Here is a 12,700-nt window from a genome sequence, read left to right on the forward strand (position 1 = left end):
AGCAGGCTGGAAAGCCTGCTCCACGGGCTTGGCTTCCGGGAGAGCAGGCTTTCCTGCCTGCCCTTGGTTCATGAGATTAAGCATGAGGCAGGTGTGGTCGAAGACATCGCCTTCGGGGTGGAACTGGGGCGGTTGCTCCTGTCCGATCATGGGGATCAGGTCGGGCAGGATATGTTGCAGCAGGCCAACGTGGTGCAGGTGCCGGAGCGCGTCGCCGGGCTTGGGGCTGTCGGTCAGGATGCGGGTCAGTTCGGCCTCGATGCGCTCGGCGCTGATCCTGGAAATCAGATGGGCCATCTGTTTGATGGCGGCTTCGGTTTCCGGGGCGAGGGTGAATTCGAGGATGTGGGCGAAGCGGATGGCGCGCAGCATGCGGAGGTGGTCTTCGCCGAAGCGTTCGACCGGGTTGCCGATGGCGGTGACGATCCGCTTGGCCAGATCCTGTTTTCCGTGGACGTAGTCGCGCAGCTCTTCCTTGATCGGGTCGTAGAACATGCCGTTGATGGTGAAATCGCGGCGCAACGCATCCTCTTTGGCGGCGCTGAACTTGACGGATTCGGGGTGGCGGCCGTCGATCGATCCGACCTCTTCGCGGAAGGTGGCCACTTCCACCGTGACGCCGCCGTCGATCACGGCGATTACGCCGAAGGCTTTGCCGATGGGAACGGTTTTGGGGAAGAGGTTTTCCACCTCGTCGGGATCGGCGTCGGTGGCCACATCGTAGTCTTTGGGTTCGCGCCCGAGCAGCTCGTCGCGCACGCAGCCCCCGGCAAAGAGGGCGGTGTGGCCCTTGCCCTGCAGGGTTTCGACAATTCGCCGCGCCGCGGCCCGTTGGTTGATCATTTCGCTCATATTTACATTTCTAGCTCCCGAGGAATGAACTATAGTTTCAGCATGCTGTCGAAGGAAACATTAAAGAAACAGGATACCGACTTATCATGACTAAAACGTTCTTGGCCCTCTCGCTTTTGTTTACAACGCTTGTTGCGGCGTTCGGCCAGTTCGGCGATCCGTTCGGGGTGTCGGTTGAGCTGAAGGGGGACGAGGTCAAGGTATCCGTAGCCGTTCCCGACCGGCATTATCTCTATGTCGATTCCTTCAAAGTGACCGATGCGGCGGGGAACGAGCAAAAGACGGAATCGCAACCGGCAACCAAAAGCATCGTCGACCCGAACACCGGGAAGCCCAAGCCGGTTTATGCCGAATCGTTCTCGGCCGTCTATGATTGGGCGCCGGGCGAGGGCGGGGCGGTTGCGGTCCATGTGAAGTATTGGGGCTGCAACGACGAGGTATGCTTTATACCCCAGACCAAGGTGGTGGAGCTGGAGCCATCCATGCCGGCAAAGGAACCGGGGGCCGTACCGACCGCCAAGGCGACCGATTGGCAACGCGAGCTGGACCATTTCGAGGTTCGCGGCATGGCGGCGGGCTTCATGCGGGCCGACCCGTTCCTTCGTTTTCTCGATTCCGCCGAGGGCGACTGCCCCGATTGCCCGGTCGGGGGCTTCAAGCTGTTTCTAACCGATCCGGTCGCGTTCGTCCGGGAGTCGGGCATCTTATGGGCAATTGCCTTCATTTTGATCGGTGGGTTGATGTTGAACCTGACCCCGTGCGTGTTGCCGATGATTCCGATCAATCTGGCAATCATTGGTGCCGGGGCGCAGGCGGGATCGAAGCGCCGCGGTTTTGCGCTCGGAGCAACCTATGGGCTGGGCATTGCACTGGTCTACGGCTTGCTGGGGGTGCTGGTGGTCTTGACCGGATCGCAGTTTGGGACCATCCAGGCCAATCCGTGGTTCAATCTGGTCATCGCGGCCATATTCGTGGTGCTGGCGTTGGCGATGTTCGACCTGTTGCATATCGATTTTTCGCGCTTTCAATCCAAGATCGGCGGCGGTGCGCCGAAACAGGGCAACTACCACGTCGCGCTGGCGATGGGAGCGGTTGCGGCCTTGCTGGCGGGGGCGTGCGTGGCGCCGGTGGTGATTGCGGTGCTGTTGTTGGCAACGAACATCTATGAAGCCAATACCGTGGCCGGGCTGGCGCTTCCGTTTGTGCTGGGCCTCGGCATGGCGCTGCCGTGGCCGTTCGCCGGGGCCGGCCTCTCCTTCCTGCCCAAGCCCGGCAAGTGGATGGAATTCGTCAAGTATGGCTTCGGCGTCGGCATCGTTCTCATGGCCCTTTACTACGGCAACCTCAGTTTCCGCGCATTCCGCCCGGCGGACGTCGCGGCCGAGGGCGACGCCCATTTGGTCGTCGACGGCGCAACCAACGAAGAGTTGGCCGCCGCACTCCGGCAGGCCAAGGACGAGGGGAAACCCGTGTTCATCGACTTCTGGGCCAGCTGGTGCAAAAACTGCAAGGTGATGGACAAGACCACCTTCAAAGACGAGGTGGTCAAGGCCCTGTTGGCCGACTATGCCTTCATCAAGTATGTGGCCGAAGATCCGACCGATCCGGAAACCCAGGCCCTGATGAAGCGCTTCGGGGTGCAGGGATTGCCGACGTTCGTGGTGCTACAGGCCAAATAGCGGCGGCTCGTTGCCCGGCGATCATTCTTCAAGCCGGCAGGGGGAGGGAACGTGGTCGATTTCCAGGAAATCGACCCCTTCCTTGAGCCAGCCCCACTGCACGAAGGCGACATGGTCCGGATGGTTGTTGTCGCCGGTGTAGGCGGCTGGGTCGGCGAACGTCATCGAGAGGCCGAAATCGAAGTTGTTTTTCGGGCTGGTTTCCCGGAGCAACTGGAACTTCCCGACGCCGGGCAGGGCCGATAGCCCGTCGTCAGGCCCGAAAGAGGTGTCCGTTTCCTTTCCAGGGCTCGCGCTCCCTTGCGCAGTTCGTGCCCGGCCGCTTGCTTAAAATGTCGGTAAACCGTGCAGGTTTTGTTTTCCTTTTGCGGGTTGCCTTTTTTGACTCCGGGTTTAACATTCCCTTGTTCGCGAGGGATGGGGGTCTCGCCGAGTTAACGCGCCGGGTTCCGGCGAAGGGAGCGCAGTATGAAAGCAACAGCATGGAGCAGGTTCGCAAGGCGAACCGCAATCATGGCGGCAGGAGTCTGCTGCCTGGCAATCCTGACGGGTTGCCCTTGGGATGACGACGATGATGTCCCGAAGAAGTGGACGTTAACATGGACGAATGATGAAACAGACTTAAGTCCATTGACGGTTCCTGTTACGTGGGGCGATCTTGATGACCTCGATGAATTCGAGACGTCGGCTGGTGGATACACCGTGATGATTGTTCGGGATGGAGATCAGGTCGGGGTATTGATCGTGGCAGATGATCCGGATAACCTATTCATGCTTCTTGCAGATGGAGATGTCATCAACTCCACGACTGCGGAAGGTTACTATGGAGGTATGGACTCAGATGGTGATGAAATTTCCGGTACATGGTCGTTAGTCGGAGATTAGAAATCCGTTCAGTTTAAAATCCGATGTTTGGCGGCCCCCGCCGGGGCCGCTTTTATTGTGGGCTCGGGACGCAATTTGGGCGCGCTATTGAACTTTTCACCGTATCGAATTCTGCTAGTCTGTTGCCCATGTTGATTCGATCCAGATTTTTGTGTTTGCCAGGTCTGTTGGTGTGCCTGGTTGGTTGCGGTGAAAAGGAACGACCGACGGTCGCCGGGCCGGAGAAGGTGAGGGTCCGCGAGTTGTCGAGCTATCCCGCCTCCACCAACCTGCTGCTGGGGGAATTCCAGGCGCAGGTCAAGCCGCTGATCAGCATTCCCGTAACCGCCCCGTCCGACGGCGACATCTTTTTCCATGTCGACAAGGTTCGGCAGGTGCTGCCGAAAGGAACGCTCTGGGCCGAGGTGGCGCCGGAACAGATTGCCGGCGAAGAACTCCAGCTGGAACTGAACACGAAAAATGAAAAGTTGCGGCTGGCCGGCGAAATCCAACTGGCCGAGCGCGAGCTCAAGCGGGTGGAGTTCATGATGGCCGACCCTTCCCTGAAGGACATCCCCTACGAAGACCGCGTTCCGCTCTCGACCGGGGTGGCCGACCAGTTAAAGGGCGAACTGGAGCTGCTCAAGCGCCAGCTGGATGCGTGCGGCGTGGTGGAGCGGTTGGCGTTCGATCAAAAGGCGTTGCGCTCCCGGCTTGAAATGCCGTTCGACGGCGAGCTGTTGATTGCCCTGCCGGTCACGCCCGAGCGCACGACGATGCGGGTGGCCGCCAACACGCCGATCGGCACCATGCGCGATATTTCCGAAATCTACCTCCATATCATCATCCGCGATCCCCAGGTTGTCGCCATTCCGCCGGAGCAGTTGCGCATCGAGTTCAAACGCGATACGGGCGCCGTGTTGAGCGGATTTTTCCACGACACGCAGATCCTGGAGATGTCGAACCAGGATGTGCTCGTCTATCGCTTCGCCTTCCCGACGCGCAACTCGGCGGAGCTCGTCTCGTTGATCGGCGCCAACCTGACCTGCGAACTCTGGGCCGAATCCCCATCGACGTTCCACGCCGTCCCGAAGCTCGAGGTGGCCCGCTTGCTCGCCGGCAACGATGCGTTCGCCGGTTGGCGCGAAGCGGTGTCGGGCCTCTGGCCGGGGGCCAAACTGCTGTTCAGCGGACGTTCCCATCTCGGCATTGTGGCCGGGGGTGCGGCGGAATGAAGACGCTCTCCTGCGAGGATTTGACCTTCGCCTACGCACGCAAAGCCCCGCCCGTTTTCGAAGGGCAGTCGTTTTGCTTCGGGCAGGGGATCAATCTGCTCAAGGGCTATTCCGGGTGCGGGAAAACCACGCTGCTCAAGATTTTCGCCGGATACCTCAAGCCGCAGGCTGGGCGGATCCTCACCCCTTCCGGCCGACTGCCTACCGCGCCGGAATACCAGCGGCGCGAAATGAGTTTCCTGTTCCAGCAGTTCAACCTGTTGCCGCTCGCCACCGTCCACCGCAACCTCGAGCTCGCCGGCGAGCTCGCCGGCATGGGCCGCGCCGAAATCAAGGACAAGGCCGGCTACTGGATCGAAAAACTGGGGCTGGCCCCGGTCGCCCACCACAAGGCCAAAAACCTTTCCGGCGGGCAGCAGCAGCGCGCCGCCATTGCCCGCGCGCTCATCAAGGATTCGCAGGTGCTGCTGCTCGACGAACCCACCTCCGGGCTCGATGACTTGAATACCCGCCTGATTGTGCAGGCCTTGCAGGAGATGATTGATCGCGAATGCATCTGCTTGGTCTGCACCCACGACCAACGTCTGGAAAAACTCCCTCATGAAGTTGTTGATTTCAATCGGTTCCTACCTGTTGAAGGACATCTTCTGGCGCTGGCGTGAGCAGCCCGGAAATGTCCTGACCCGGTTTGTCGTCGCCTACGCGCTGGTGCTCCCGTCGCTGGGGTTGCTCGGTGCGTTTGCGCTGATGGCGGAAAACCTCGAAATGCGCCTGACGCGCAACGGCATCGATATGCTTTTCATCACCGAGCACATCGGCTCGACGAGCGACGATTTCGTGGCGCACCAGCTGCATCCGGCGCTGGCGCCGTTGCGAACGCACGGCACGATGTTCCAGTTGCTGCAGCTCTTCGGTTCCGTCCGGACGCCGAACGCCGGCGTGACGCGCGCGGTGGCCTATCCCGACGCATCGCTCCCGTATCTGCTTGGAATGGTTACGCCCGAAGTGCCCGTCGTTTTCCTGAGCGACACCTTGCCCGTCGGCATGCCCGTGCGCGCCGAGATCGACGACTACTTTTTTTCGGCGCAGGTGCGCCGCCCCACGGGCATGGTCTCCAAAATCTACCAGCAAGACGTGGTGCTTGTTCCCGAAGGCATGTTGCCGCGGCAGGAGTCGCGCGGCTTCTCGCGCGTCACCTTGTTCAAGGCCGACCGGCTCGCCGCCCTGCGCGGGCTGGAAGAGGCCATCAAGCTCATGACGGAGATCGACAAGCAGAACGTCTCGGTCCGCAGCTCGCTCAAGCTGCTCGGCGATCTCGACCGCCTGAAGGAAAAGCAGGTCTACTGGCGCTTTGGGCTGGCGCTGACCGCGGGCGGGGTGCTCGCGCTCGTGCTCGGTACGCTGGCCGTGCTGGAATACCAGCAACGCGCCTACGTGATTGCCCTGTTGCGCAGCTTCGGCATCCGGCGCTGGATGGTCTACGGCATGCAACTGCTCGAAAATGCATTCGTGGTCAACGTGGCCGCGGTTGCGTCCTACCTGACGCTCGCCTATTTCCAGCAGGTGCTCTACAAATCGTTCGGCCAGCGCACCGGCGCCGGCCTTTCGATCGAAAGTATGTTTTCGGAGATTCTCGTGATCTTTGTTTGTATCAACGTCGGCGTCGTCATCAGCACGCTGCCGGCGCTGCACATCCTGAAGAAGGATGTTGGAACCATTTTGAGTTAATATGATTTTAAAACGCATAGCTTTGAAACGCGGCTCGGCCGTTGGGGCGGGCGCGATCCTGGTGGCGCTGGGGTTGGCGGGGCTTTCCGGCTGCAAGACCGTCGAGGAAGGCGTCGCCGAACGCGGCAACGAAATCCTTGCGCACTACGGCGACTTCATCTCCGACCCATCCGACCTGCCGGTCGTCGAGCTCGACTGGGAAACCGCGCTCTCGATGCTCGACAGCAACCTTGTGATGCGCAACGCCGCCGAGGAGATCATCAAGGCCGAGGTATCCGTTCGCCGCGTCTTTTGGGATCTCGTTCCGCAGCTGACGGTGCAGGGGATCTACAGCGATGCGGTGACCGAGCTGACCAATTTCGACGTCGACAATCTAAATGCAAACGTCAATGCGGTCTTCAGCATCCCGGGCCTGGTGCAGCTGCGGATGGATTATTATGCCGCCATGCTCGCCACCTACGGGGCGCGGCAACAATATGAGATGACCTACCGCGGCGAGGTCGTCAACCTCTACGCGCTCTTCCGCCAGACGAGCCGCAACCGGGCGCAGCAGGTCGCCGAATCGTTGCAGGCGTCCGATCCCTCGTTCGGCGGAACCGATCGGCGGGAGCTGGAATTTTCGCGCAAGCAGCGCGATCGCGAACTGTGGCTGGGAATCTCCGCGGCCCTCGGCGACTATTCCAAGAACTGGAAACTCGTTCCGGTCGGCCTGCCGGAACGCGACTATCTCAACGATCCGCCCGCTTGGGACGATCCCGAAGAGGTCGGCAAGCTGTTCATCACGCTCGAAGCCCTTGAGCTCGAATCCGCGCGCCTGCGCGAGCTGGGCATTAAATTCCAGTATTGGCCGAAGATGAGCATGCGCCTCTACAGTCCCTCCGTCTATCTCGTCAGCGGCGGCGACCGCAGCGGCTTCGAGTTCGATGCCGACGATATCCGCTTCGAGACCTCCGTCCGCATGCGGCTCGACACCGATCTGCAGATCCGCGACCAGCTGCGCGAGGCCAGGCGCAGCAGCTCGCTGCTGCGCCAAAAACTGTACGAAGATGCCCAGGACCGCGCCAAAAAACTGGCCGACGCGCGTGCCGCGCTTGCGATGGCCGATCGCCGGATGCGGCAGCTGGCGGCCCGCCGGAAAATGCTCGCCGATATGCCGGCGGCCACCTCCTATGATGCGTTCGAGCAAAACCGCGCCGAGCGCATCGAGTTGATCAACCAGACGGTCTCGCTGGAGCAGGAGACCGACGGCCTCGTGGCCCTACTCTGGATCGCCGATGAATCCCGCTGGTGGGTCACCGATGCGCAGGAGATTCCGGCTGATTAAGGTGCCGGCGGGTACTCGGGAAATACCCAAAAAAAAGCCCCGGTTGAACCGGGGCTTCGTGGGGGTTATGCCGATTTCTTTTCGGTTTCGATCAGCGTAAGGCCTTCGAGCGGGTGGAGGCCGTGTTCGACCATGTCGCTCGTGATGGTGCAACGGCTGATGTCGTCGCGCATCGGGGTTTCGTACATCACGTCGAGCATCAGGTGCTCGATGATGGCGCGCAGACCGCGGGCGCCCGTCTTGCGCTTGTTGGCCAAGCGGGCCAACGCTTTGAGGGCGTCGGGCTCGAATTCCAGTTCCACGTCGTCCATGGCGAGCAGTTTCTTGTACTGCTTGACCATGGCGTTCTTCGGCTCGGTCAGGATGTGGACCAGCTCGTCTTCGGTCAGTTCGTTCAGCTTGGTGACGACCGGCAGGCGGCCAATGAATTCGGGGATCAGGCCGAAGCGCAGCAGGTCTTCCGACTCCACGTTCATCGTCACGAAGTTCGGCGAGAGTTCGTCCTCGCCCTTTTTCGTGGAGCCGAAGCCGATCGACTTCTTGTCGACGCGTTGCTTGATGATTTCATCGATGCCAACGAAAGCGCCGCCGCAGATGAAAAGAATGTTCGAGGTGTCGATTTCGATGTATTCCTGCTGCGGATGCTTGCGCCCGCCCTTGGGGGGGACGCGGGCCACGGTGCCCTCGATGATTTTGAGCAGCGCCTGCTGCACCCCTTCGCCGGATACGTCGCGCGTGAGCGATACGTTGTCGGTGCGGCGCCCGATCTTGTCGATCTCGTCGATGTAGATGATGCCGCGTTGGGCGCGATCGACATCGAAGTCGGCGGCTTGCAGCAGCTGGAGCAGGATGTTTTCCACGTCTTCGCCCACATAGCCCGCCTCGGTGACGGTGGTGGCGTCGGTGATGGCGTAGGGGACGTTCAGCGAGCGCGCAAGGGTCTTGGCCAGCAGCGTTTTGCCGCTGCCCGTCGGGCCGATAAGCAGCACGTTGGACTTGTCGATCTCAACGCCGTCCTCTTCGAGCTGGGCGAACATGCGCTTGTAGTGGTTGTGCACGGCGACGCAGAGCACCTTCTTTGCCTGGTCCTGGCCGATGACGTATTCGTCGAGCTTCGCCTTGATCTCATGGGGCGCCAGCACGCCGATCTCGCGCGAGGTGGTCGGCTCGTCGGCGGGATTGGCCGACTGATGGCCCAGCAGGGCATCGCACAGGCCCACGCATTCATCGCAAATGAATACGCCGGGTCCGGCAATGAGCCGTTTGACCTCTTTTTCGTTCTTCCCGCAGAAAGAGCATTCCGGAGTGTTGTGCTTGTCAGCCATTGAATATTCCTTTTGGATTTTGGGGCGGTGGTTGGATGGCGTTCGCAATCATCCGGTCCATCCGCTTCCCATCATCCGGTCTTCGTTATTTTGCGTGGGTGACCACTTCGTCGATCAGGCCGTATTTGGCGGCCTCGGCGGCGGACATGAAATTGTCGCGGTCGGTGTCTTTTTCCAGATCCTCGACGCGCTTGCCGGAGTGGGCGGCCAGGATGCCGTTGAGGATCTGCTTGATGCGCACGATTTCGCGCGCCTGGATCTCGATATCGGTTGCCTGGCCCTGGGCGCCGCCGAGCGGCTGGTGGATCATGATGCGGGCGTTGGGCAGGGCATAGCGCTTGCCGGCGGCTCCGGCGGCGAGCAACACGGCCCCCATGCTGGCGGCTTGGCCGATGCAATAGGTGGTGATGTCGCACTTGAGGAATTGCATCGTGTCATAGATCGCCAGTCCGGCGGTCACGACGCCTCCCGGGGAATTGATATAGAGGCTGATATCCTTTTCCGGATCTTCGCTCTGAAGAAAAAGCATCTGGGCAACGACCAGGTTGGCGACGGTGTCGTCGATCGCCGTTCCCAGGAAGATGATGCGTTCCTTGAGAAGGCGGGAATAGATGTCGTATGCGCGTTCGCCGCGCCCGGTCTGCTCGATTACGGTAGGAACGAGGTAGTTCGCCATTTCATTCATCATAAACTCCGTTGGGTTGGATTAAAGGATCGGAGGACTATCGGACCAACGGGGCTTCCCATCAATCCTTTAATCCTGCGATCCGGCAATCCGCCAAAAACGGTTACTTGGTTTTTGCTTTTTCGACCATGTAGTCGAGTGCCTTGTTGAAGCGGATCTGCTCGCCGACGCTGCTCAGGGAGCCGTTTTCTTCCATCTCCCGGCGGAGTGCCTGCGCATCCTTGCGCTGGCGGATGGCCATCGTCGCGATTTCTTCGTCGATCTCTACTTCAGAGGCTTCGAATCCCAGTTCAGTAGCAATTCCGAGGCCAATGTAGCGCAGCTTGACGTTCTCGAGGGCGCGGCCGGCGGCTTCCTGCTGGATTTCTTCCATCTGCTCGGTGATCTGTTCCTGGGTGGCACCCATCATCATGCGCTGGTTGGCGATGTCGTAGATCACGTTGCGGGTCTGCTGGCCAACGACGCTTTCGGGAACCTCGATCGTGGTCTTCTTGATGAGGTATTCCACGATCTGGTCGTGCTTCTTGCCCAGCGCCGCGTTTTCGGCCTGTGCTTCGAGCTGTTCGCGGATGCTGGAGCGGAGGACTTCCTCGGACTCGACCTGAAGGCGGCTGAGGAACGTTTCGTCGATTTCCGGCAGGGTGCGGACGCGTACGGCGGTGACTTCGACCGTGTAGAGCGCCTTGACGCCGGCGAGTTCCTTCACCATGAAATCTTCCGGGAAGGTGACTTCCACTTCTTTCTTGTCGCCCACGTTCATGCCGATGATGGCTTCGCCCATGCCCGGGATGAAGGAGTAGTCGTCGGCGGAGACCCAGTAGCCTGCGCCGGAACCAATGCCCTTGGCTTCCGGGATTGCATCCTTCAGCGGGGTGCCGTCGGTGGTGGCTTCGTAGGTCAGCTGACCCATATCGCCGGCTTCGATGGTCTTGCCTTCGACTTCTTCGTAGTTGGCGTGTTGGTTGCGGATGCCGTCGATCTGCTCCTGGACCTGTTCGTCCGAGACTTCGATCTTCTCTTCCTTGACCGGGATGTCGGTGTATTTCGGCAACTTGAATTCCGGTTCCACGTCCACGGTGACATCGAAGCTGACGGGCTCGCCGTCCTTGATGTCGACTTCGGTGGCGTCGATCACGTTGACGACCTTGAGTTCGGTTTCAAGCAGGGCCTCGTGGTAGAACTTCGGCAGGACGCGCTCCTGCAGATCCTGGTCGATTTCCTTTTTGTATTTGGCGGCCACGACGTGTTTCGGGGCCTTGCCTTTGCGGAAGCCGGGTATGTTGGCGAACTTCATGTAGGCCTTGAGGGTATCCGCTTTTTCCTCGCTGATTTTGTCAGCAGGAATCTCGATGGTCATGATCTTGCGGCAAGCGCCGTCATCCTTCACTGAAACATTCATAAATCCTTGTACTCCTGTGGTTACCTGTTTTTGGTCAAAAGGCGGATAAATTACGCACAAACAGCGGTCAGGTCAAGCCTGCCGGATGCCGGGTTTCGCGCGGCGCGGCGCCTGTGGCGGGCGCGGTTTGGGGCTTGCGCCGGAAGGGCTTCCCCGGTGCGGGGTTGCAACCGTCAATTTGCTTCTTGGCGCTTTGCGGTCGAACTCCCCCGAAAATACCGGTATCCATGGGCTCAGTTTAAACCGGAGTTGAAATGGGACAGTTAAAGAATACGTTTTCGTGGTCGTTCAGCGCGGCGGAGGATTTCGAGCAATGCCGGCGCCGCCGTTACTGGAGCAAGTACGGCATGTGGGGCGGATGGGCGCGCACGGCCAGCGCGGAACAGCAGGCCGCCTATCGCCTGTGCAAGATGGACAACCGCTGGGGGCTGATGGGCCAGGCGGCGGAAAACGCCATCATGTGGGTGCTCGGGCAGCACCGGCAGGGGAATCCCGTCGATGCCGAGACCGCGTGGAAAACCATTGCCCGCCCCTTCATGACCCGGAAGTGGAACGAATCGCTCGAAGGGAACTGGCGCTCTTCGCCGAAGCGCTTTTGCTGTCTGCGCGGGCACTACTATCAAACCCTCGGGGGGGAAGAAGAAAAAGAGGCCAAGCGCCAGCTCGCGGCGCAGATCCAAAACTGCATCGCCAATTTCATCGACAAGGTGCTTCCCCGGATTGCGAAAATCGAGTCGGGGCAGGAGTTCCGGATCGCCACGCCGGAGCAGGGCGGGGATGTCGAACACTTCATTTACGAAGGCGTCAAAATCTATTCCATTCCCGACTACGCCTACCGGATTGGCGACGAGGTGCATATCCACGACTGGAAGGCCGGGAAGATCAAGACCGATCAGCACAAGCTCCAGCTTTCGCTCTATGCCCTGTGGGCGATCGTCAAGCATGGCGCTTTGCTCGATAAGATCTTCCTCTATGTCGAATACCTCAACGAGGGCCAGGTGCTGCCGTTCCAGATTTCGGAAGCCGAGCTGGAGGAAACCAAAATGCGGATGAGCGACTCCGTTGGCGAAATGACCGAATACCTCGTCGATCACGACCGCGAGAAAAACGAGCCGCTCCCCAAGGAAGAATGGGAATTGGCGGTCGATCCGGCCAGTTGCGGGCAGTGCAATTTCTATGAACTCTGCAAGCCCGAATTGGAGGCGCAGGACTAGAAAAATGCCGCCGGCGTTTTTTTTTATTTTTCCCGTTGACCCGCGCCGGGGTTCTCTATACATTCCGTCCTTCTTAAGCGCCACTGGCACTTAAAACACGGCGCAGCCATAGCTCAATTGGATAGAGCACCTGACTACGAATCAGGAGGTTACAGGTTCGACTCCTGTTGGCTGCACCACTCCTTTTTGCCTCGCAATCAACAGGTTGCGAGGTTTTTTATTGCCCCTGCATTTTTCCCTTTCATCAGGATTCCCGAAAATGGGTGAGGACTCCCGACGACCTACAAAAGTGGCAAAGGCCAGTAGAGACAGCCGCTGACCCCCTTATTTTGTACGTTGTGCTTGCTGAATTCCCAATCGCTCCCTATGCTTTTTAAGTATTTTGTACGATCGGA

The 12,700-nt window shown here is 59.8% G+C and carries 11 protein-coding genes, 1 tRNA gene and 1 pseudogene; 8 read left to right on the forward strand and 5 right to left on the reverse strand.

The genetic code is table 11. From position 1 onward, the window contains the following. A pseudogene (locus ABYO54_RS06705) lies at window positions 1-852 on the reverse strand (CCA tRNA nucleotidyltransferase); the annotation flags it as partial. 86 nt (window positions 853-938) lie between these two features. Here ABYO54_RS06705 and ABYO54_RS06710 point away from each other — a divergent pair. Beyond that, entirely contained in the window at window positions 939-2,531 is a 1,593-nt protein-coding gene (locus tag ABYO54_RS06710; protein ID WP_372807475.1) for a cytochrome c biogenesis protein CcdA, read from the forward strand. A gap of 21 nt (window positions 2,532-2,552) precedes the next feature. Here ABYO54_RS06710 and ABYO54_RS06715 read toward each other — a convergent pair whose 3' ends face one another. Further along, entirely contained in the window at window positions 2,553-2,744 is a 192-nt protein-coding gene (locus ABYO54_RS06715) for a hypothetical protein (RefSeq protein ID WP_372807476.1), read from the reverse strand. 255 nt (window positions 2,745-2,999) lie between these two features. On the opposite strand from ABYO54_RS06715, the gene ABYO54_RS06720 reads away from it, so the two are divergent. The 5 genes from ABYO54_RS06720 to ABYO54_RS06740 all read left to right on the forward strand — a co-directional run bounded on the left by ABYO54_RS06720 (window position 3,000) and on the right by ABYO54_RS06740 (window position 7,682). Continuing rightward, window positions 3,000-3,416, forward strand: coding sequence for a hypothetical protein (locus ABYO54_RS06720; RefSeq protein ID WP_372807477.1), 417 nt, complete (start codon window positions 3,000-3,002; stop codon window positions 3,414-3,416). A gap of 242 nt (window positions 3,417-3,658) precedes the next feature. After that, window positions 3,659-4,630, forward strand: a complete 972-nt coding sequence (locus tag ABYO54_RS06725) for a hypothetical protein (RefSeq protein ID WP_372807478.1) — start codon at window positions 3,659-3,661, stop codon at window positions 4,628-4,630. Continuing rightward, window positions 4,627-5,292 carry an ATP-binding cassette domain-containing protein gene (locus ABYO54_RS06730; protein ID WP_372807479.1) on the forward strand — a complete coding sequence of 222 codons (666 nt, stop codon included), beginning with the start codon at window positions 4,627-4,629 and terminating at the stop codon, window positions 5,290-5,292. Before ABYO54_RS06725 ends, ABYO54_RS06730 begins: the two co-directional genes overlap by 4 nt. Then, on the forward strand, window positions 5,231-6,358 hold the full coding sequence (locus ABYO54_RS06735; protein WP_372807480.1) for an FtsX-like permease family protein: 1,128 nt from the start codon (window positions 5,231-5,233) through the stop codon (window positions 6,356-6,358). Before ABYO54_RS06730 ends, ABYO54_RS06735 begins: the two co-directional genes overlap by 62 nt. Window position 6,359: 1 nt before the next feature. Continuing rightward, window positions 6,360-7,682 carry a hypothetical protein gene (locus tag ABYO54_RS06740; RefSeq protein WP_372807481.1) on the forward strand — a complete coding sequence of 441 codons (1,323 nt, stop codon included), beginning with the start codon at window positions 6,360-6,362 and terminating at the stop codon, window positions 7,680-7,682. 65 nt (window positions 7,683-7,747) lie between these two features. Here ABYO54_RS06740 and clpX read toward each other — a convergent pair whose 3' ends face one another. The 3 genes from clpX to tig form a co-directional block, all read right to left on the reverse strand. Further along, entirely contained in the window at window positions 7,748-9,007 is a 1,260-nt protein-coding gene (gene clpX, locus ABYO54_RS06745) for an ATP-dependent Clp protease ATP-binding subunit ClpX (protein WP_372807482.1), read from the reverse strand. 85 nt (window positions 9,008-9,092) lie between these two features. Then, a complete protein-coding gene (gene clpP, locus ABYO54_RS06750) occupies window positions 9,093-9,692 on the reverse strand; it encodes an ATP-dependent Clp endopeptidase proteolytic subunit ClpP (protein ID WP_372807485.1) in 600 nt (199 codons plus the stop codon). Window positions 9,693-9,795: 103 nt separating this feature from the next. Further along, window positions 9,796-11,091: a trigger factor gene (gene tig / locus ABYO54_RS06755; protein WP_372807483.1), complete on the reverse strand. Its 1,296-nt coding sequence runs from the start codon at window positions 11,089-11,091 to the stop codon at window positions 9,796-9,798. A gap of 254 nt (window positions 11,092-11,345) precedes the next feature. On the opposite strand from tig, the gene ABYO54_RS06760 reads away from it, so the two are divergent. Further along, window positions 11,346-12,305, forward strand: a complete 960-nt coding sequence (locus ABYO54_RS06760) for a PD-(D/E)XK nuclease family protein (protein WP_372807484.1) — start codon at window positions 11,346-11,348, stop codon at window positions 12,303-12,305. Window positions 12,306-12,407: 102 nt separating this feature from the next. Beyond that, a tRNA-Arg gene (locus ABYO54_RS06765) sits at window positions 12,408-12,484 on the forward strand. Window positions 12,485-12,700 lie beyond the last annotated feature (216 nt).

Source organism: Pontiella sp., from assembly GCF_041622395.1.
In the GTDB taxonomy this organism is placed as follows: domain Bacteria; phylum Verrucomicrobiota; class Kiritimatiellia; order Kiritimatiellales; family Pontiellaceae; genus Pontiella.